General features: G+C 65.1%; 14 protein-coding genes. 12 read left to right on the forward strand and 2 right to left on the reverse strand.

Translation table 11 applies throughout. The features are described from left to right. Nucleotides 1-67: 67 nt before the first annotated feature. The 10 genes from ACVIHF_RS07220 to ACVIHF_RS07265 all read left to right on the forward strand — a co-directional run bounded on the left by ACVIHF_RS07220 (nucleotide 68) and on the right by ACVIHF_RS07265 (nucleotide 14,788). Nucleotides 68-943 (forward strand): branched-chain amino acid ABC transporter permease, encoded by an 876-nt coding sequence (locus ACVIHF_RS07220; protein ID WP_016841141.1) that lies wholly within the window; start codon nucleotides 68-70, stop codon nucleotides 941-943. Continuing rightward, nucleotides 940-2,712, forward strand: a complete 1,773-nt coding sequence (locus tag ACVIHF_RS07225; protein WP_253609601.1) for a branched-chain amino acid ABC transporter ATP-binding protein/permease — start codon at nucleotides 940-942, stop codon at nucleotides 2,710-2,712. Before ACVIHF_RS07220 ends, ACVIHF_RS07225 begins: the two co-directional genes overlap by 4 nt. Beyond that, nucleotides 2,712-3,440 carry an ABC transporter ATP-binding protein gene (locus ACVIHF_RS07230; RefSeq protein WP_057015754.1) on the forward strand — a complete coding sequence of 243 codons (729 nt, stop codon included), beginning with the start codon at nucleotides 2,712-2,714 and terminating at the stop codon, nucleotides 3,438-3,440. The genes ACVIHF_RS07225 and ACVIHF_RS07230 overlap by 1 nt, the downstream gene beginning before the upstream one ends. 36 nt (nucleotides 3,441-3,476) lie before the next feature. Next, nucleotides 3,477-4,562 carry a malate/lactate/ureidoglycolate dehydrogenase gene (locus tag ACVIHF_RS07235; protein WP_253609600.1) on the forward strand — a complete coding sequence of 362 codons (1,086 nt, stop codon included), beginning with the start codon at nucleotides 3,477-3,479 and terminating at the stop codon, nucleotides 4,560-4,562. Nucleotides 4,563-4,603: 41 nt separating this feature from the next. Beyond that, nucleotides 4,604-5,380, forward strand: a complete 777-nt coding sequence (locus ACVIHF_RS07240; RefSeq protein ID WP_018270573.1) for an HpcH/HpaI aldolase family protein — start codon at nucleotides 4,604-4,606, stop codon at nucleotides 5,378-5,380. Between the two features lie 231 nt (nucleotides 5,381-5,611). Continuing rightward, entirely contained in the window at nucleotides 5,612-7,135 is a 1,524-nt protein-coding gene (locus tag ACVIHF_RS07245; protein WP_253609599.1) for a UxaA family hydrolase, read from the forward strand. A gap of 226 nt (nucleotides 7,136-7,361) precedes the next feature. After that, nucleotides 7,362-7,865 carry a GDSL-type esterase/lipase family protein gene (locus tag ACVIHF_RS07250; RefSeq protein WP_253609598.1) on the forward strand — a complete coding sequence of 168 codons (504 nt, stop codon included), beginning with the start codon at nucleotides 7,362-7,364 and terminating at the stop codon, nucleotides 7,863-7,865. 226 nt (nucleotides 7,866-8,091) lie between these two features. Next, nucleotides 8,092-11,349, forward strand: coding sequence for a transglutaminase family protein (locus ACVIHF_RS07255; RefSeq protein ID WP_253609597.1), 3,258 nt, complete (start codon nucleotides 8,092-8,094; stop codon nucleotides 11,347-11,349). A gap of 20 nt (nucleotides 11,350-11,369) precedes the next feature. After that, a complete protein-coding gene (locus ACVIHF_RS07260) occupies nucleotides 11,370-13,913 on the forward strand; it encodes a circularly permuted type 2 ATP-grasp protein (RefSeq protein WP_253609596.1) in 2,544 nt (847 codons plus the stop codon). Next, complete coding sequence (locus tag ACVIHF_RS07265) at nucleotides 13,910-14,788, forward strand: transglutaminase family protein (RefSeq protein WP_253609595.1); 879 nt, start codon at nucleotides 13,910-13,912, stop codon at nucleotides 14,786-14,788. The genes ACVIHF_RS07260 and ACVIHF_RS07265 overlap by 4 nt, the downstream gene beginning before the upstream one ends. Before the next feature lie 47 nt (nucleotides 14,789-14,835). Here the strand turns inward: ACVIHF_RS07265 and ACVIHF_RS07270 are convergent, their stop codons facing one another. Further along, nucleotides 14,836-16,338 carry a sensor domain-containing diguanylate cyclase gene (locus ACVIHF_RS07270; protein ID WP_253609594.1) on the reverse strand — a complete coding sequence of 501 codons (1,503 nt, stop codon included), beginning with the start codon at nucleotides 16,336-16,338 and terminating at the stop codon, nucleotides 14,836-14,838. A gap of 165 nt (nucleotides 16,339-16,503) precedes the next feature. After that, nucleotides 16,504-18,210, reverse strand: a complete 1,707-nt coding sequence (locus ACVIHF_RS07275) for a methyl-accepting chemotaxis protein (RefSeq protein WP_253609593.1) — start codon at nucleotides 18,208-18,210, stop codon at nucleotides 16,504-16,506. Between the two features lie 336 nt (nucleotides 18,211-18,546). Between ACVIHF_RS07275 and ACVIHF_RS07280 the strand changes: the two genes are divergently transcribed. Then, a complete protein-coding gene (locus ACVIHF_RS07280; protein ID WP_253609592.1) occupies nucleotides 18,547-19,929 on the forward strand; it encodes an ethanolamine ammonia-lyase subunit EutB in 1,383 nt (460 codons plus the stop codon). Between the two features lie 129 nt (nucleotides 19,930-20,058). Continuing rightward, nucleotides 20,059-21,645, forward strand: coding sequence for a B12-binding domain-containing radical SAM protein (locus ACVIHF_RS07285; RefSeq protein WP_057015704.1), 1,587 nt, complete (start codon nucleotides 20,059-20,061; stop codon nucleotides 21,643-21,645). Nucleotide 21,646: the final 1 nt, after the last annotated feature.

Here is a 21,646-nt window from a genome sequence, read left to right on the forward strand (position 1 = left end):
CGGCCTCTCCGGGCCACCTCGGAGAGGCCGTTCGCCCGCGACACAATTTTCAGATCGAGCGCTCGTCATGGATCTCGTCCTCCAACTGCTCTTTACCGGCATCGGCATCGGCGCGGTCTACGCGCTGGTCGCGCTCGGTTTCGTGCTGATCTTCCGTGCCACCAACGTGGTGAACTTCGCGCAAGGCGAGTTCTCGATGGTCGCCGCCTATCTGATGGTGGTGTTCTCGGTCGATCTCGGCTGGCCTTACTGGCTGTCGTTCCTGATCGCGCTCGCCGGCATGGCGTTGTTCGGCGTCATCTTCAATCTCGGCGTCTATTATCCGCTGCGCAATCGCACCTATCTGCCCGTAATCATCGCCACCATCGGCGCCTCGATCCTGCTGTCGAACTCGGTGCTTGCGATCTACGGCCCGCAGCCGCAGGTGCTGCAGGGCTGGTTCGATACGCCCGGCATTCAGCTCGGCCCGGTCTATCTCGACAGCCAGTATCTTCTGATCATCGGCGTCACGATCCTCCTGGTGCTGTTCAATTTTTGGTTCTTCGAGAAGACGCTGCTCGGCAAGAAGTTGCAGGCGACCTCGCAGGATAAGGAAATGGCCTCGCTGCTCGGCATTTCCGTTTCCACCATGATCATGATCACCTTCATCTATTCGGCCGTGCTCGGCGGTCTCGCCGGCATCCTGGTGGCGCCGGTGCTGTTCGTCTCGATCCAGATGGGCTCGACGATTGCGCTGAAGGCGTTTGCCGCGACCATCATCGGCGGCTTCGGTGACGTTGCCGGCGCCATCGTCGGTGGCCTCGCGCTCGGTGTCATCGAGACGTTCGGCGCCGCCTATATTTCGGTGCCTTACAAGGACGGCTTTGCCTTCCTGGTGCTGATCGCTTTCCTGGTGTTCCGGCCGCAGGGCATCTTCGGCGAACGTGTCGCGGAGAAAGCATGAGCGTCAGCGACAACATGATCCCCGCGCCGGCCGTGCGCTCGAAGCCGCTGATCATCCGTCATCTGCCGTATTTCATCGGCGCCGCGGTGCTGGTGGCGCTCGCCGCCGGCATGCGGTTCGACGGGTACATCCTCAACATCCTGCTGCAGGCCACGACCTTCTCGATCGCGGTGTTCGGGCTGTCGGTCGTGCTCGGCCTGTGCGGCCAGATCAACCTGGCGCAGGCCGCGTTCTTCGGCTTCGGCGCCTATGTGGTCGGGCTCGGCACCGCGGACCTGCACCTGAACTTCTGGCTCTGCCTGGTTGGCGCCTGCGCGATCACGCTGATCGCCGGCGCGTTCCTCGGCATGTCGACGCTGCGGCTCGGCGGGCACTACCTTGCGATGGTGACGATCTCGTTCCAGCAGATCGTGACGCTGGTGATGATCAATGCCATCGGCGTGACCCACGGGCCGGACGGCGTCGCCAACATTCGCCGACCGGAGCTGTTCCAGTCCTCGCAGAGCTACCTGGCCTTCTGCGTCGCGATGCTCGCGATCGTCGGTTATCTAGTCTGGCATCTGCCTGATACCAAGCTCGGCCGCGCCATGCGCGCGGTGCGCGACAACGAGCTTGCGGCGGGCGTCAATGGCATCGACGTGTTCCGCACCAAGATCTACGCCTTCGGGCTGTGCGCGTTGCTCGGCGGTCTGGCCGGTGGCCTGTTCGCCGGCGGCTTCGCCTATGTCAGCCCGGACCAGTTCTCGTTCGCGGAATCGATCGTGTTCCTGACCATGTCGCTGCTCGGCGGCGTGGCCTCGCCGATCGGCTCGGTGATCGGTACGGGCCTCCTGATCCTGATCCCGGAATGGCTGCGCTTCCTGAAGAGCGTGCCAGGACTTTATCTGGCGATCTACGGCCTGTTCGTGATCCTGATCATCCGCTTCATGCCCGACGGCATCTGGGGTTTTGTGTCGGACGCATTCACGCGTTGGCGTGCGCACACCAAGGCGCCGCCGGCTGCGGCGGCCTTGCAGCTCAAGCCCGCGACGTCAGGCGGCGACATCGTGCTCGAGGTGACCGGACTCTCGAAGCATTTCGGCGGCCTCAAGGCGGTCGACGGCGTCGATATCGCGGTGAAGCGCGGCAGCGTGCATGCGCTGATCGGACCCAACGGCTCCGGCAAGACCACGACGCTGAACGTGCTGTCCGGTCTCTACAAGGCGACCGCGGGCAGGATCGTGCTCGACGGCACCGACATCACCAATATGGCGCCGCATCAGCGCACGGCGGCCGGCCTCGGACGCACCTTCCAGAACATCCGCCTGTTCCGCTCGATGACCGCGCTGGAGAATGTCGAGATCGGCGCCGAACGGCCCGGCAACACCATGATCGGGAAGGGCGAGGACGCGCTGACCGAGCGCGCGATGGAGGCGCTGACCTTCGTCGGGCTCGGTAACCGCGCCAACGAATTGATCTCGAGCTTCTCCTACGGCCACCAGCGCCTGATCGAGATCGCGCGGGCGCTGGCGTCGAACCCGACGCTGCTGCTGCTCGACGAGCCGGCGGCCGGTCTCAACTCGACCGAGAAGCTGGAGCTGCATGAGCTGCTGAAGCGCATCGCTGCCCAGGGCCTCACCATCCTGATCATCGATCACGACATGACGCTGGTGTCGGAAGCCGCCCAGCACATCACCGTGCTGAACTTCGGACGCCGCATCGCGGACGGCGAGTCCATGGCGGTGCTGCGCCATCCCGACGTCGTCTCCGCCTATCTCGGGAGCGAATGATGCCGCTGCTCGAAATCCGCAATCTCGTGGTCCGCTACGGCGAGATCGAAGCGCTGCGCGGCGTCACCATCGCCGTGGAGCAGGGCCAGGTGGTCACGCTGCTCGGCGCCAACGGCGCCGGCAAGTCGACCACGCTGCGCGCGATCTCAGGCCTCGCCAAGCCCGCCTCCGGCGACATTATGTTCGACGGCCACTCGATCGCGGGCCTCGGGCCGGAAGCGATCGTCCGGCTCGGCATCTCGCACGTGCCGGAAGGCCGCCGCGTGTTTCCGGGCCTCACCGTGAAAGAGAACATCATGCTCGGCGCGTCGAACCGGAAGGTGCCGGCGTCGCAGATCTCGCGCGAGGCCGACGCGATGTTCGACCTGTTCCCGGACATCCGCGCCTTTTCCAACGCGCTCGGCTGGACGCTGTCCGGCGGCCAGCTGCAGATGGTCGCGGTGGCGCGCGGCCTGATGGCCAAGCCGCGGCTGCTGCTGCTCGACGAACCGTCGCTCGGGCTGGCGCCTGTCATCGTGCAGGCGGTGTTCCGCATCATTTCGCAGATCAGGAAGGACACCACGGTCTTGCTCGTCGAGCAAAATGCGCGCATGGGACTTTCGGTCGCCGATCATGGCTTTGTCCTGGAAACGGGGCGGATCGTGCTGGGCGGCAAGCCCGACGAATTGTGGGGCAATGAGGCCATCGCCGCGGCCTATCTCGGCGGCCACGCCAAGACCCACGCCTGACAACGTCCCGTGCTTTACTGAGCGAGCTGGTTTTTCATGGTCACCATCAAGGTCGATAATCTCATCAACTTCGTGTCCGAGGTGTTTTCCCATTCGGAGTCCTCTCCGGAAGAGGCGAAGCGCATCGCGACCTATCTGACGACCGCGAACCTCACCGGGCATGACAGCCACGGCGTGATCCGTGTGCCCGTCTATGTCAGGTGGAAGAAGATGGGCTCGATCGTGCCGAACCAGACCCCCGAGGTGGTGGTCGACACGCCGTCGCTCGCGGTGGTCGACGGCAAGTTCGGCTATGGGCAGACCGTCACGCCGGTTGCGGTCAAGCTCGGCATCGAGAAGTGCAAGAAGGCGGGGCTTGCCGCGGTCGCGCTGCGCAACTCCGGTCATCTCGGCCGCGTCGGCGACTGGGCCGAGATGGCCGCGGCCGAAGGCCTTGTTTCAATTCATTTCGTGACCGCGGCCGGCTCGCTGCTGGTTGCGCCTTACGGCGGCGTCGAGAAGCGCCTGTCCACGGCGCCGTATTGCGTCGGCATTCCACGTCAGGGCCAGGATCCGATCGTGCTCGATTTTGCGACCTCGGTTGTGGCCGAGGGCAAGTGCCTGGTGGCAAGCCGCGGCGGCAAGAAGCTGCCGCCCGGCGCGCTCGTCGATGCCGACGGCACACTGAGCGAGGATCCGCACGTGCTGTATGGTCCGTACACGCCGGACGGACCGCGCGACCACACCAAGGGAACTGGCGCGATCCGCGCCTTCGGCGATCACAAGGGCTCGGGTCTCGCCTTCATCTGCGAACTGCTCGGCGGCGCGCTGACCGGCACCGGCGCGACGTCGTCGGACCGGCGCTTCGCCAACGGCATGATGGCGTTCTACATCGACCCCAAGGTGATCGACACCAGCAATTTCTTCGACGGCGAAATCACCCGCTACACTGATTTCATCCGCGCCACGAAGCCGATCGCGGGCACGGAGTCCGTGCTGATTCCGGGCGATCCCGAGCGGAAAACCCGTGCCGATCGCACCAGGAACGGCATCCCCTTGCCTGACGACACCTGGGCGGCGATAGTGAATACCGCGCGCGAAGTCGGCGTCAGCGAAGTTTCTATCCAGCGGGCGACCAGCTGAAAGCTCGTCCCCCCAATAAACCGCAAAGGGAAACGCGATCAATGGCAAACAAGGTCAAGCAAGTCTGGGCATCGGGCAAGGCGGTGGTGAACGCGTGGCTCGCGATCCCCTCGGGATTCTCCGCCGAAGTGATCGCGCAATGCGGCTTCGACAGCGTCACCGTCGACATGCAGCACGGTGTGCAGGATTATCAATCGATGGTGCAGTGCTTCCAGTCGATGCATGCCCATCCGGTGACGCCGATGGTCCGCGTGCCCTGGAATGAGCCCGGCATCATCGGCAAGGTGCTGGACGGCGGCGCCTACGGCGTGATCTGCCCGATGGTCAACACACCGCAGGAAGCCAAGAACCTCGTCTCCTACGCCAAATATCCGCCGAAGGGCGTGCGCTCCAACGGCCCGATCCGCGCCGGCATGTACGGCTCGGCCGGCACCTATCAGCAGACCGCCAACGACGAGATCGTGCTGCTGCCGATGATGGAGACCAAGACCGCGGTCGAGAACATGGAAGCGATCCTCGATGTCGAAGGCATCGACGGCGTCTATATCGGCCCGTCCGATCTCGGCTTCTCCTACGGTCTGGTGCCGAAGCTCGATCGCGATGAGCCGGAGATCCTCAAGATCTACGAGAAGATCATCAAGGAATGCGGCAAGCGCGGCCTCAATCCGGGCATCCACTGCTCGGGCGCCGAGGGCGCGGTGCGCGCGATCAACATGGGCTTCAAGCTCGTGACGCTGTCGAACGAGGTCGGCCTGATGCAGGTCTACGCCAAGATGCAGGTCAACGCGACCCGCGAGAAGTCCGGCGGCAAGGCGTAAGTTCTGTCCGCGATTTTAGCTCTGCTCCCTCGCCCCGCTCTCTTGTCCGCCGAAGCCCGGCTTCGGGCGAAGGCGGATGCGGGGAGAGGGTTGGGGTGAGGGGCCTCTATCCGGCGAGCACCATCGTTGTAAGTGACATCGTGCCTCGCCCCTCACCCGGATCGCTGACGCGATCCGACCTCTCCCCGTAAAGGACGGGGAGAGGTGAAGAAGACACCAAGGAGAACTCCCATGGCCTCGGCACAAGTGATCCGCCTGCACGCCGACGACAGCGTCCTGATCGCGCGCGCGAGCCTGCCGCCGGGGCTTGAGGTGACCGAGGGCGTCACCACGGTCGATCGCATTCCAGCGGGCCACAAGGTCGCGATCAAGCCGATCGCGCCAGGCGAGCCGATCCGGCGCTACGGCCAGATCATTGGCTTTGCGACCCAGGCGATCGCGCCCGGCCAGCATGTGCATACGCAGAACTGCGGCATGGGCGATTTCGCCAAGGATTATGCCTATGGCGCCGACGTCAAGCCGGTGCCGAACTTCGATCTGCCGGCGACATTCGAAGGCATCCGCCGCGCCGACGGCCGCGTCGCGACCCGCAACTATATCGGCATCCTCACCTCGGTGAATTGCAGCGCCCATGTCGCCGGCATCGTGGCCGACATGTTCAAGAAGAATCCGTTCACCAGCGACAATCCGCTCGCCGATTACCCGAATGTCGACGGCGTCGTCGCGCTGACCCACAAGACCGGCTGCGGCATGACCCAGGACGAGCCCTTGGCGCTGCTCCGCCGCACGCTCGGCGGCTATGCGCGCCACGTCAATTTCTCCAACGTCATTGTGCTCGGCCTCGGCTGCGAGGTGAACCAGATCGGCGGCCTGATGCAGGAGCAGAAGCTCGCCGGTCGCCTGCGCGCGATGGACATCCAGGAGGTCGGCGGCACCCGCAAGACAGTGGAAGCCGGCGTTGCCTTCGTCAAGGAGGCGCTCGCCGATGCCAACAAGGTCAAGCGCGAGGCGGTGCCGGCGAGCGAGCTCACCGTGGCGCTGCAATGCGGCGGCTCGGATGGTTACTCCGGCGTATCCGCCAATCCGGCGCTCGGCGCGGCGAGCGATCTGCTGGTCCGTCACGGCGGCACCGTGATCCTCTCGGAGACGCCCGAGACCTATGGCGCGGAGCATCTGCTGACTCGCCGCGCCGTCAGCCGCGAGGTCGGCGAGAAGCTGGTCGGCCTGATGCGCTGGTGGGAGGAGTACACCCAGCGTGAGGGCGCCGAAATGAACGCCAATCCGAGCCCGGGCAACAAGGCCGGCGGTCTCACCACCATCCTTGAGAAGTCGCTGGGCGCGATGGCCAAGGCCGGCAGCACCAACCTCGTCGACGTCCTCAACTACGCCGAGCCCGTCACCAAGAAGGGCTTTGTGTTCATGGACACGCCCGGCTACGACCCGGTCGCCGCGACCGGGCAGGTCGCGGGCGGCGCCAACCTCGTCTGCTTCACCACCGGCCGCGGCAGCGTGTTCGGCTGCAAGCCGGCGCCGTCGATCAAGCTCGCCACCAACACGCCGATGTACAAGCGGATGGAAGACGACATGGACGTCAATTGCGGCACCATCCTCGACGGCGAGGAGAGCGTGCAGGAATGCGGCCAGCGCATCTTCGACCTCATCCTCAAGACCGCCTCGGGCCAGCCGACCAAGAGCGAGAGCTTTGACTTCGGCGGCGCTGAATTCGCGCCGTGGGTGCTGGGCGCGACGATGTAGTTTAGAGCCACGATCTAGCCTTTCACTCCGCCGTCGTCGCTGCGAAAGCTGGGACCCATAACCACCGGCCGTAGTGATGTGCGAGGCGTCTGCCATCGTCTTTCATCATTAGGACCACGCGGTCTGGGTCCCTGCTTTCGCAGGGACGACAAGGAAGTACGTTGGCGAATGAAGCTTCCCGGACTACGCTGCGCTCCATCCGGGCTACGGATGGGACGGAGGAAGCATGCGCGCGCGTTGGTTGGGAATTGTTGGATGCATCACATTTCTCGCCGCTTTGAGCCTCGGCGCCGGTTCGGCTGACGCCGCAACCATAGTCGCGCTTGGCGCGAGCAATACCTACGGCAAGGGCGTGGCGCGCAACCAGGCCTATCCCGCGCAGCTCGAAGCGATCTTGCGGGCGAAGGGATTGAGCGTCCGCATCGTGAACGCCGGCATCAACGGCGACACCACGGAAGGGATGTTGCAACGCCTGGACCGCGCCGTCCCGAACGGGACCCGTGCGGTTATTTTGCAGCCAGGCGGCAATGACCGGCGCAAGGGCAGGCCTGACCGGACCGCGGATATCCAAAGTCGTCTCAGCGCCCGTGGCATCGCGGTGATCATGCTCCCTAACGGGATGCTGGGTGGACTCCCCCATCAGCCCGATGGTGTGCATTTGACCCCCGAGGGCTATCATATGCTCGCCGAGCAGCTTGCTTCGCAGGTATCCGGCGCAATCGGCCGCTAGCAATCGCGTAGCCCGGATGAAGCCAACGGGTCGCGCGAATGCGCGCCCGATGAAAGGCTCCGCGCAATCCGGGACTCTTCTTGCGGATGAAGACCCCGGATTTCGCTTTCGCTCCATCAGGGCTACGGATCGCGCCCTTACCTTGGGCACCCCGTGCCCGTTGTTAGTGCTTGATGTCGACCGGCAGCAGTGTTCTGCTCAAAAAAGCTGCTGGAGCCCTCGGTCCGTGTCGATATCAGTCGCACTGCATCACGTCACGCGCTACAAATACGACCGGCCGATCGATCTCGGGCCTCAGACCATGCGGCTTCGGCCCGCGCCGCATACGCGCATGCCGATCACGAGCTATTCGCTCAAGGTCACGCCCGCCAATCACTTCGTGAACTGGCAGCAGGACCCGCAGGGCAACTGGCTGGCGCGCTACGTCTTTCCAGAGAAGACCACCGAGCTCAAGGTCGAGGTCGATTTCACCGCTGACATGACGGTGGTCAATCCGTTCGACTTCTTCGTCGAGCCCTTTGCCAACAGCTTTCCGTTCGAATATCCCGGCGATCTCAAGACCGAGCTCGCGCCCTATCTCGAGACCGATGAGGCCGAGCCGCTGCTCGCGGCTTACCTGAAGGAGATTCCGCGCCAGGCTGACAGCACCGTCAACTTCCTGGTCGAGCTGAACGCGCAGCTGCAGAAGAAGATCAGCTACGTCATCCGCATGGAGGCCGGCATCCAGACGCCGGAGGAGACGCTTGCCGCGGGCTCCGGCTCCTGCCGCGACTCGGCGTGGCTCTTGATCCAGACGCTGCGCCACCTCGGGCTCGCCGCGCGTTTCGTCTCCGGATATCTCATTCAGCTGCGGCCGGACATCGATCCGCTCGAGGGGCCGCGCGAGGTCGAGAGCGATTTCACCGACCTGCACGCCTGGGCCGAGGTCTATCTGCCGGGGGCGGGCTGGATCGGTTTCGACGTCACCTCCGGCATGCTGACCGGCGAGGGCCACATCCCGGTCTGCGCCACGCCACACTATCGCTCGGCCGCGCCGGTGACCGGCACCGCGGGCGTTGCCAATGTCGAGTTCGGCTTCGAGATGAGCGTCAAGCGCATCGGCGAGGCGCCGCGCATCACCAAACCATTCTCCGATGAATCCTGGGCGCGGCTCGACCGGCTCGGCGAGCAGGTCGATGCCGACCTGAGGAAAGACGATGTGCGCCTGACCATGGGCGGCGAGCCGACCTTCGTTTCGGTCGACGATCTGGAATCGCCGGAGTGGAACGTCGCCGCGGTCGGTCCGACCAAGCGGACGCTTGCCGATGAACTGATCCGCAAGCTGCGCACGCGGTTCGCCCCCGGCGGCCTGCTGCATTACGGCCAGGGCAAATGGTATCCCGGCGAGAGCCTGCCGCGCTGGGCGTTCGGTCTCTACTGGCGCAAGGACGGCAAGCCGATCTGGAAGAATGCCGAGCTGATCGCCGGCATCGAGAATTCGCGCAGGGCCGAGATCGCGGAGGCCCAGCGTTTCGTCGAAGTGGCAGCAACCAAGCTTGGTCTCGGCGCCGACTATGCCATGCCGGCTTATGAAGACCCCGCCTTCTGGCTGCAGCGTGAAGCCGGCCTGCCGGCCAATGTCAGCCCAGCGAATTCCAAGCTGACCGATCCGGAAGAGCGCGCCCGGATGGCGCGGGTGTTCGATGAGGGGCTGACCACGCCGAAAGGTTACGTGCTGCCGATCCAGCGCTGGAGCCCGCTAGGCGATCGCGTGCCGGCACGCTGGCGCAGCGAGCGCTGGAAGATCCGGCGCAGCCATCTGTTCCTGTCGCCCGGCGACTCGCCGCTGGGCTTGCGGCTTCCGATCACCTCGCTCGAATATGTCACGCCGGACGATTATCCCTACGTCGTCGAGCGCGATCCGATGGCGCCGCGCGATGCGCTTTCCGACGAACTGCAGCAGGCATTGAAGGAGATTCCCGAGCCGCTGCCGGTGCGCACCGCGATGTCGATCGAGGTTCGCGACGGCGTACTGTGCGCTTTCATGCCGCCGGTCGAGAAGGTCGAGGATTATCTCGACCTGATCGCAGCGATCGAAGCCGCCGCCGAGGAGCTGCAGCTGCAAGTCCATGTCGAAGGTTACGCGCCGCCCTTCGATCCGCGCATCGAGGTAATCAAGGTGACGCCGGATCCCGGCGTGATCGAGATCAACGTGCAGCCGGCGCAGAGTTGGCGCGAGGCCGTCGACATCACGCTCGGCCTCTATGAGGACTCCGCCAAGACGCGGTTAGGGGCCAACCGTTTCCTGATCGACGGCCGCCACACCGGCACCGGCGGCGGCAACCACATCGTGGTCGGCGGCAGCAGGCCGGAGGATTCACCGTTCCTGCGCCGGCCCGATCTGTTGAAGAGCCTCGTGCTGTACTGGCAGCGGCATCCGTCGCTGTCCTACCTGTTTTCCGGCATGTTCATCGGCCCGACCAGCCAGGCGCCGCGCATCGACGAGGCGCGGCATGACGGGCTCTATGAGCTGGAGATTGCGCTGTCGCACGTGCCGCCGCCGGGCATGGATGGGCCGCTGTGGCTGGTCGATCGCCTGTTTCGGCATATCCTGGTCGACATCACCGGCAACACCCATCGCGCCGAGATCTGCATCGACAAGCTCTATTCGCCCGACGGCCCGACCGGCCGGCTTGGCCTCGTCGAATTCCGCGCGCTCGAAATGCCGCCCGACCCGCGGATGTCGCTGGCGCAGCAACTGTTGATCCGCGCGCTGATCGCAAAGCTGTGGCGTGAGCCGCAACAGGGCCGGTTCGTGCGCTGGGGCACCGCGCTGCATGACCGCTTCATGCTGCCGCATTTCCTCTGGGAGGATTTCCTCGGCGTGCTCGCCGAGCTCAAGCAATCCGGCTACGACGTCGAGCCGGAATGGTACCAGGCGCAACTTGAATTCCGTTTCCCCGCCTTCGGCCGCGTTCATCATGGTGGCGTGGGTCTCGAACTGCGGCAGGCGCTCGAACCCTGGCATGTGCTGGGCGAGGAGGGCACCTCCGGCGGCACCGTACGCTACGTCGATTCGTCGGTCGAGCGGCTGCAGGTAAAGGCGACCGGATTCGTCGATGGGCGCCATGTCATCACCTGCAACGGCAGACGGATGCCGATGACCGAGACCGGCCGTGCCGGCGAGGCGGTCGCCGGTGTCCGCTTCAAGGCCTGGCAGCCGGCCTCCGGCCTGCATCCGACCATTCCCGTGCATGCGCCGCTGACGTTTGACCTGATCGACACCTGGAACGGACGCTCGCTCGGCGGCTGCGTCTATCATGTCGCCCATCCCGGCGGCCGCAACTACGAGACCAAGCCGGTCAATTCCTACGAGGCCGAGGCGCGGCGGCTGGCGCGCTTCCAGGAGCACGGCCATACCCCCGGCAAGATCGAGACGCCGCCGGAGGAACGCACAATTGAGTTTCCCTTGACCCTCGACTTGCGGACGCCGCTCCTGCACTAATTGTGTCAAGGGGAAGTGGAATGTCCGCATCGGGTGGCCAAGGCAATAGTCAAGGCAGCAGTCAGGAGAGCAGGGCCCGTCCCGGTCAGCGCCGGATGGCGCAGTGGACCCGCGACTATGTCCGGCTGCCCGGCATTCCCGACGAGTATATTGCCGACAACGGCGCGCCGCGGCCGGTCTGGGCCCGCTTCTTCGACGCCTTTGCCGCGCTGTCGCCGGCCGATATCGAGCGCCGCTTCGCCTCCGCCGATCGCCATCTGCATGAGGCCGGCGTCACCTATCGCGCGCCGGGCGACACTTCCGACCGGATCTGGCCGCTCAGCCATCTGCCGCTGATCATTGACGCGGCGGACTGGCGCCAGCTCGCCGCCGGTGTCGCGCAACGCGCGCAGCTGCTGGAGATGGTGCTGGCCGATCTTTACGGCGAAGGCCGCCTCGTTGCGGACGGCGCCATCCCTGCCGCGGCGATCGCCGGCAGCAGCGAGTATCTGCGCGCGGTCAGCGGCATCAAGCCGCCGGGGGGCCGCTATCTGCATCTCTATGCCGCCGACATCGGCCGCGGGCCTGACGGCCGCTGGTGGGTGCTCGGCGATCGCACGCAGGCACCGTCGGGCGCGGGCTACGCGCTGGAAAACCGCCTGGTGCTGTCGCGCGCCTTTTCCAATCTCTACAAGTCGATGAATGTCGAGCGCGTCGCGCCGTTCTTCGAGGCGTTCCGCGATTCGCTGCGCGCCAGCGCCGATCGCGACGAGCCGCGGATCGGCCTGCTGACGCCCGGCGCGTTCAGTGAGACCTACTTCGAGCACGCCACGCTGGCGCGCTATCTCGGTTTCCTGCTGGTCGAGGGCGACGATCTCGCGGTCTCCGGCGACCGCGTCCACATCCGCACCGTCGCCGGGCTGAAGCGGCTCGACGTGCTGCTGCGCCGGGTCGATTCCAACATGCTCGATCCGCTCGAGCTCGACGCGTCCTCCTATCTCGGCGTGCCCGGGCTTGTCGAGGTTCTGCGCAAGGGCGGCGTCGTGGTCACCAACATGCCGGGCTCCGGCGTGATGGAGGCGAGGGCGCTGCTCGGTTTCCTGCCCAATCTGTGCCGGCGCCTGCTCTCTGAAGACCTGATGATGCCGCACATCGCGACCTGGTGGTGCGGCCAGAAATCCGCCCGCGAAGAGGTGCTGTCGCGGCTCGACGAGTTCGCGATCGAAGGCGCCTATGGCCGCGGCGTTGCGGATTTTCCCGGCAACGGACCGGTGCTCCCGGGCGAATTGTCGGCAGCGGACCGCGACCGCCTGAAGGATGCCATCAGCCATCGCGGCATCGATTATGTCGGTCAGGAGCTCGTGCGGCTGTCGACCACGCCGGTATGGGAGAACGGTCGCATCGCGCCGCGTCCGTTCGTGTTGCGGGTGTTCGCGGCGGCGACGCCGAGCGGCTGGACTGTGCTGCCCGGCGGCTTCTGCCGGATTGCCGATCGGGCCGACGCGCGCGCGGTGTCGATGGGCGATGGCGCGGTGTCCGCCGACGTCTGGGTGGTCTCCGACAAGGCGGTTGAGACCTCGACCCTGCTGCCGGCGGTCGACACCGTCCGCATCCGCCGCATCGCCGGCGTGCTGCCGAGCCGCGCCGCCGACAATCTGTTCTGGCTCGGCCGCTATCTGGAGCGCGCCGAGGCCACCATCCGGCTGATCCGCGCGCTATGCACGCCGCTGCGCGATCCTGCGCGCGCGAATTCGAACGGCTCGGCGCCGGCGATGCATTCGGCCGAGCGCATCCAGCGCATGCTGGTCGCCTGGGGTGCGGCCTCGCAGACCGCGCGCGCCAATCTCGCCAAGGTCGCGCTCGAAGCGTTGCAAAGCGAGGAGAAATTCGGCTCGGCGCTGTCGCTGGTGCGATCCGCGCAGCGCACCGCGACCTCGCTCCGCGAGCGGCTGTCGCCGGACGCCTGGCAGGTCATCACCGAGATGGCTGATCGGCTGGCCATCGAGGTTCATGACGATGACGGCGTCGTCAGCGCCGCCGAACTGACCTTGCAGGAGCTCGCGAGCTTCGCCGGCCTCGCGCAGGAAAACATGAACCGCGCCGCCGGCTGGCGTTTCCTCGAAATGGGCCGTCGCGCCGAGCGCGCCGTCAACACCACGCGCTTTGCCCGTCAGTTCGCATATGACGAAGCCGGTGATGAGGATCTCGACGTTCTGCTCACGCTGGTCGACTGCCAGATCACTTATCGCTCGCGCTATCTGGTGCAGCCGCTGCTCGCACCGGTGCGCGATCTGGCGGTGCTCGACCCCTATAATCCGCGCTCGGTCGCATTCCAGGTCGCGGCGCTGAACGAGCATGTTGCCGCGCTGCCGAGCCTGAAGGAGCATGGCCTGATCGAGCGGCCGCAGCGTCTTGCCGTCGCGGTCGAGGCAATGCTCACAACGGCTGAAGCCTCGAGCCTCGACGTCAAGACGCTGTTCGCGCTGGAGCAGGATCTGCTCAACCTCGCCGACGCGATCGGGCTGCATTATTTCCCGCACGGACCGAATGCCAGCCGGCCGGAGAAGCTCACGGGGCTGGCGTGATCTACGACATCCGTCACGTCACGACCTACAGCTACGAGACCCAGGTCAGCTTCGCGCGCTGCTCGCTGCGGCTGGAGCCGGTCACTGGCGACGGGCAGCAGTTGATCTCGCATTCGGTCGAGATCCGTCCGAGGCCCGCGGAACGCACCGCAAGGCGCGACTTCTTCGGCACGCTCACTGAAAGCGTCCTGATCGAGACCGCGCATCGCAGTCTGCGCATCGATGCCCGCTCGCGGGTCTCGGTGGCGCGGCAGCCGCCGGCGCGCGACGCCGCCAGTCCGCCCTGGGAAGACGTGCGTGACAACGCGTTCGAGGCGTTGAGCCTCGATGCGGCCTCGCCGGTCGGCTACGTCTTTGCCAGCGCGCTGGTGCCGGTGCTGCGGCCGGTGACGGCCTACGCTTCCGCGAGCTTTTTGCCCGGTGGCGGCATCCTCACCGGGGCGGCCGACCTGATGCGCCGCGTCCGTAACGACTTCAAATACGATCCCAAGGCGACCGTGATCTCGACGCCGCTTCGCGACGTGTTCGAAAAGCGACATGGCGTGTGCCAGGACTTTGCCCATGTGATGATCGCGGGGCTGCGCGGCCTCGGCCTGCCCGCGGCCTATGTCAGCGGCTATTTGCGCACCATTCCGCCGCCGGACCAGCCGCGGCTGCAGGGCGCGGACGCCACCCATGCTTGGGTCTCGGTCTGGTGCGGCAGCGCGCTCGGCTGGGTCGGGTTCGACCCGACCAACGATCTGATGGTCGGGAGCGACCACATCATTCTCGCCATCGGCCGCGACTTTGCCGACGTCTCGCCGGTCGATGGCGTCATCGTCGGCGCGCGCAAGCAGAAGGTCGCCGTTGCGGTCGACGTGCTGCCGGTGGGGTGAGCCGGGATGGGCGCGCGGCGCGCTCGACCGCGCCAATGCGGTCGCGATCAGGCGACGTGCCGCTTGCCCGATTTGTCCCACCCGATCGGGCTGACGATGACGCGGTCGCGGCCTTCACGCTTGGCTTGATAGAGCGCAAGGTCCGCGGCCTTGAGCAGATCGCGCGATGTGCGCTCGTGGTCCGGGACGAGGCAGGACAATCCGATGCTGACGGTCGGCAACTCAGGCTCGGATTCCCGCGCGGCCGCCAGCTTGGTGCGGATCCGTTCGGCAATTTCCAGGGCGCCCGCCTTGCCGATGCCCGGCAGCAACACCGAAAACTCCTCGCCGCCATAGCGGGCACCGAGATCAGTTGCACGCTTGGCGCTGCTTGCGATGCACCGTCCCACGGTGGTGAGCACGGCGTCGCCGGCCTGATGCCCGTAGGTGTCGTTGTAGATCTTGAAATGATCGACGTCGATCATCAGAAGCGAGACCGGCGCCTTTGCGCGCATGCCACGGCGCCATTCTACGTCAAGGGTATCGTCAAGGCGGCGGCGGTTGGCGAGGCCTGTCAGTGCATCCGTGTTCGCGAGGTGCGCGAGCCGGTCTTCCGCGGCGGCCCGCCGTTTGAGAGCGGCCACCAGGTAGAACATCAGCACGATCGAGAAGCCGCAGAGCGCTGCCACCACGCTGCCGATCAGCCAGAGCTGCTGCCACCAGTCGGCATAGATGCCGTCGAGCGCAAGACCCTCGGCGATGAGCAGGCGATTGTGTCCGACCGCCTGGAAAACATAGAGCCGGCTGACATGATCGACGATCGATTTCGTGATGTAGGAGCCGGATTGTCGTGCCGGAAATTGCTTGAAGACCAGAGAGTCCTTGATGCTTTGCCCGATCTTGCTGATGTCGAACGGGGCGCGCATCAGTATGACGCCATCGCTGTTGAACAGCGCCATGCTGTCGCCGAAGCCGAAGTTCAGCTTGCGAAACAGATTGTGGAAATAGCTGAGTCGCATGCTGCCCGCGACCACGCCGGCAAAGGAACCGTCGTCATTGTTGATGCGGCGGCTGAGGCTGATCAGATATTCGCCGTCAGAGGTAATCCACGGAGCGCTGATGAACAGCCCGCTGTCCGCTCGCGTCTGATGTGCCCGGAAGAAGTCTCGATCGGCGAGATTTGCGGCCCGCGGCGTCACTGACTTGGAATCGAGCGTGACGTCCCCCGCCGCATTCAGCACGAGGATCGAGCCGAGGTCCTTGGCCGTGGCGGCGCGGTCGAACAGCACGACCTGGCGAAGCTCCGGGCTGATCTTGCCGAGCTCCTGCAGCTTGACGCCGTCGGCGACCGCCTGGAGCGAGAGGTCGTAGAGGTCGATGTTGCGGTCGATCTCGCTGGCGATGGAGGCGACGAGGTTGGTCGCACCTTGCTTCGCATGCTGATAGTCCTTGCCCGCCATCTCCCAGAGGATGGATGCGCAGATCGCCGAAAAGCAGAGAACGAGGCCGATCCCGAGCGCAAGGAGCCGTTTGGTCGGCACTGCCTTCGGCTTTAGCAAAAGCCCGTTCATTGCTCGGTTCCACTTCCCCGCGCCCTCGCGCAGCGACGCTTTTCTATGGAGGCATCAAATTGAGAAATGCGACCCGAAGCGGAGGCAATTTGTGTCCGTGCGTTGGGAGAGTCTTAACCATCCGGATTGCCGGGGCCCTGTCGCAGGGCCCCGCCAGATCGCCGCTCAGGTTCCGGTCCGCTGCAGGCCGTCGGCCGCGTCGCTGCGCAGGTTGCGGAAGAACTGCTCGACCTCGCGCGACAGCGTCTCGGCAGTTGTGGTCAGATCGTTCGAGGCCGCGAGCACCGATTCCGCCGCCTTGCTGGTTTGGTCCATGTCATCGCGGAGCGAGCCGACATTAGTGACCAGGGTTTCGTTGCCCTGGGCGGCCATCTGGGCATTGGCGGAGATTTCGCGCGTCGCCGCGTCCTGCTGGCCGACCGCGCTCGCGATGTTCGCGGTGACGTTGCTGATCTCGCGCACCGCCTGACCGATCTCGCGCACGGCGGCCACCGAGTTGCGGGTCGAGGCCTGGATCAGGCCCACATTCTCGCTGATCTCGGCGGTTGCCTTCGCGGTCTGGCCGGCCAGCGCCTTGACCTCATGCGCGACGACGGCGAAGCCACGGCCGGCATCGCCGGCGCGGGCGGCTTCGATGGTGGCGTTGAGGGCGAGCAGGTTAGTCTGCTCGGCGATCGCCTGGATCAGGCTCAGCACCCCGTCGATGCGCTGGGTGGTGGCGGCAAGGCCCTCGATCTCGGTGATCGAGCGGTCGGTGCGCGCACCGGCCTGATCGACTGCGCCGGACGACTGCTTGACCTGGCGGCCGATCTCCTCGACCGAGGCGGAGAGTTCTTCGGCTGCGCCCGCCACCGCGGAGACGTTGCTCGAGGCCTGTTCGGTGGCGCCTGCCGCCGCCACCGCGCGGCCGCTGGCGTCCGACGCGACGGTTGCGATGGTCTGCGCGGTTTGACGCATCGTCGCGGCGTTGTCGTGCACCGCGCGGAGCACCTCGCCGATCGTGCCACGGAACGCTTCGACGAAGGTCTCGATATGCCGGCCGCGCGCGTCGCGCGCCTCGGAATCCTGTACGACCTGCGCGTTGAGGCTGCGATTGCGGTCCATCGCCTCCTGGAAGACCTTGATGGCGCGTGCCAGTGCGCCGATCTCGTCGCTGCGCCCGACATGCGGTACTTCGACATGGTCGGTGCCCTCGGCGACGCGCTTGATCGTCATGGTGATCTGCGACAGCGGCCGGGCCACCGAGCGGGCGATGATCAGCACGCCGAGTACCACCACAATCAAGGCCAGGGCGCCGAGGCCGGTCAGCACCAGCGCCATCGTGCGGTTGGTGTCGGTCTCGCGCGCCAGCTTCTTGCTGCGCTCGGCATAGACTTTGGAGAGCGCTTCGAGATCCTTGTTCAGCGCGGTGCGCACGTCGCGGTTGGCGTCGTTGTCGCCCCACTCCCGCCCGGCTGCGGCGCCGATCTCGATGCCGCGGCGTACCAACTCCTTGCGGAAATCGATGAACTGCTCGATGCGCTTCTTGAACACCGCGAACTGGGCGGCGTCGTCGGCCTGCACCAGGGTTTCCCAGTTCTTGACCACGCCGAGAATACGTTCGTTGAACGCCAGCAGTCCGGCGCCGTATTTCTTCACCGCCGCCGGATCGGTCGACATGTAGATGCCGCGGGATTCCATCACCACGGCATAGACCAGCGAATTGACCCGCTCGACATTGAGCGCGGCACGGCTTGCGAGGTCGACGGCCTCGGTCAGCTCGGCGTTGCGCCGCGCATTGTATTCGGAGAGGAAGGTGATGGCCGCGGTCAGCGCCGCAATCAGCGCAAACGTCGAGTACAGCCTGGCAGCAAGCGAGAATCGGGATGCCATTGGAGGCCGGGACATGGAGATGGAGAATGTGACGGGGGCGGGCATTGCGGGGCACTCCAAGAGGCCGGGGAGTACCTTCGGCCGATTAAAGCTTATGCAAAATTTTCATGGACAATTTCTTAACGGGTGAGTTTTGTGTCGCCGCAACCGTTAAAATCCGTAAATAATCTCAATACCTTATGGGCTGCATTGAGTCTGGCGGGTGCTCGTGGCTCGCTTCCGTGCCGGTGATGCGCCGCGATCACCGCCAACGGCGCCGGCACGCGGGGCGAAGCCGATGGCACGCCTTTCGCAAAGAGGTGCTAGATTGCGCTGCCCAGCCCGCGACGAACCCCCATGCTCTATCGTCACACCATCGACGCCACCAATTACGCATTCGACGATCTGCGCATCCTGCTTGCCAAGGCCTCGCCGCCGCGTTCAGGCGACCGCTTGGCCGGCATCGCCGCCGACAGCGCGGAGGAGATGATCGCAGCGCGGCTTGCGCTGGCCAATGTTCCGCTCAAGCAATTCCTCGATGAGCCTGTCATCCCGTATGAGGATGACGAAGTCACCCGTCTGATCCTCGACAGCCACGACGTTGCCGGCTTTCTGCCGGTGTCGTCGCTCACCGTCGGCGGATTCCGCGATTGGCTGCTGTCGGATGCCGCCAGCGGGGAAGCGATCAAGAAGATCTCGCGCGGCATCACGCCAGAGATGGTTGCGGCGGTGTCGAAGCTGATGCGCAACCAGGATCTGATCCTGGTCGCGAAGAAATGCGAGGTCACGACCCGCTTCCGCAACACCATCGGTTTGCGCGGGCGAATGAGCACGCGGCTGCAGCCGAACCATCCCTTCGACGATCCCAAGGGCATCACCGCCTCGATTCTCGACGGGTTGCTGCTGGGAGCGGGCGATGCCTGCATCGGCATCAATCCGGCGAGCGACGATCCGAAGGTCATCGGCACCCTGCTGCGGCTGTTGGACGACATCATCACGCGGCTCGAGATTCCGACGCAGGGCTGCGTGCTGACCCATGTCACGACCACGCTCGGACTGATCGGGCAGGGGCTGCCGGTCGATCTCGTGTTCCAGTCGATCGCCGGCACCGAGGCGGCCAATCGCAGTTTCGGCGTCGACCTCTCGCTGCTGCGGGAGGCCCGGGAAGCCGGGCTGTCGCTGCGCCGCGGCACGGTCGGTGACAATGTGATGTATTTCGAGACCGGGCAGGGCTCAGCGCTGTCCGCCAATGCTCATCACCAGGTCGACCAGCAGACCTGCGAGGCGCGGGCCTATGCGGTGGCGCGTGCGTTCGATCCGCTGCTCGTCAACAGCGTGGTCGGCTTCATCGGTCCTGAGTACCTCTATGACGGCAAGGAAATCATCCGCGCCGGGCTCGAGGATCACTTCTGCGGCAAGCTGCTCGGCCTGCCGCTCGGGATCGACGTCTGCTACACCAACCACGCCGAGGCGGATCAGGACGACATGGACAATCTCCTGACGCTGCTCGCGGCCGCCGGCGTGAACTTCATCATGGGCGTGCCGGGCGCGGATGACGTCATGCTGAACTATCAGTCGACATCGTTTCACGATGCGCTCTATGTCCGCGACCTTTTCGGCCTGAGGCGGGCCCCCGAATTCGACGACTGGCTCGCGCGCGTCGGCCTTGCCGGGCAGGACTTCCGCCTCGTGGCCGATGCGGAGCGGCTGCCCGACCTCGCTGCCAGGCTCCTGACCTGAGGGGGATAGCGAAATTCTGCAGAGCAACTATCTCGTCGTTATGACGTTAAGTAGTGCCACAATGTTGAAGAATTTCTGGCCCAGCGTTCCGCGCCGTGGTTAGATTTGCCGGTGCTTCGGGGTCGCTTGATGAGAGCTGAGGGCATAGAGACAGTACGACGTATCCTCTGCGTTTTTCCGCGCTATACGTCGTCGTTTGGGACCTTCGAGCACGCCTACCCCCTCACTGACGGCGTCAAGGCGTTCATGCCGCCGCAGGGCCTGCTGCTGATCGCCGCATACCTTCCCGAGAACTGGCCGGTCCGTTTCGTCGACGAGAATCTGCGTCCGGCGACGGCGGAGGATTTCGAGTGGGCGGATGCCGTGTTCGTCAGCGGTATGCATATCCAGCGCCAGCAGATGAACGACATCTGCCATCGCGCGCATGACCATGACCTGGTGGTCGCGATCGGCGGCCCGTCGGTCAGTGCTTGCCCGGACTACTATCCCTCATTCGACTACCTCCACGTCGGCGAGCTCGGCGATGCGACCAATGAGCTGATCAAGCGTCTGGCTGATGATACCAGCCGTCCCGACGAGCAGGTGGTGCTTAAAACCATCGACCGGCTGCCGATGACGGAATTCCCGCTGCCGGCCTATGAGCTCGCCGAAACCAAGAAGTATTTCCTCGGCAGCATCCAGTTCTCCTCGGGCTGCCCCTATCAGTGCGAGTTCTGCGACATCCCCGGGCTCTATGGCCGCAATCCGCGCCTGAAGTCGCCGCAGCAGATCATCGCCGAGCTCGACAAGCTGCGCGCCTGTGGTGCCACCGACACCGTGTATTTCGTCGACGACAATTTCATCGGTAACCGTAAGGCCGCGAGCGAGCTGTTGCCGCACCTGATCGAGTGGCAGAAGCGGACCGGATATGTCACGCGCCTCGCTTGCGAGGCGACGCTCAACATCGCCAAGCGTCCCGAGATCCTGGAGAAGATGCGCGAAGCCTACTTCGTGACGATCTTCGTCGGCATCGAGACGCCCGATCCCGACGCGCTGAAGGCCATGCACAAGGATCAGAACATGATGGTTCCGATCCTCGAGGGCGTGCGCACCATCAATTCGTTCGGCATGGAGGTCGTCTCCGGCATCATCATGGGGCTCGATACCGACAAGCCCCAGACCGGCGACGCGTTGCTCTCCTTTGTCGAGGAGTCGCGGATTCCGCTGCTCACCATCAACCTGCTGCAGGCGCTGCCGAAGACGCCATTGTGGGATCGGCTCGAAAAAGCCGGGCGGCTGATCGATGACGAGGGCCGCGACTCCAATGTCGAGTTCCTGCTGCCCTATGAGGACGTGGTCAGTTCCTGGCGCAAATGCATGGAAGTTGCCTACGAGCCGAAAAGGCTGTTCGCGCGCTATTTGCATCAATGCAACTACACCTATGCCAATCGCATCAAGGTGCCGGTCAGTCCGGAAATGAAGAGCTGGGCCAACATCCGGCGCGGCCTGATCATGCTCCGCAACATCTTCTGGAAGGTCGGCGTGCTCGGCGACTACAAGCGCGTGTTCTGGAAGTTTGCGCTTGGCCGGCTCAAGCGCGGCGACATCGAGGGATTGATCTCGGCGACGTTGGTTGCGCATCATTTGATCACCTTTGCGCGTGCAGCCTCCAGCGGCCGGCAGAACGCCTCGAACTACTCGATCCGGCTGCGCGAGGCTTCCGTCCCCGCCGAATAAC

It is taken from the genome of Bradyrhizobium sp. USDA 4506 (assembly GCF_054058795.1).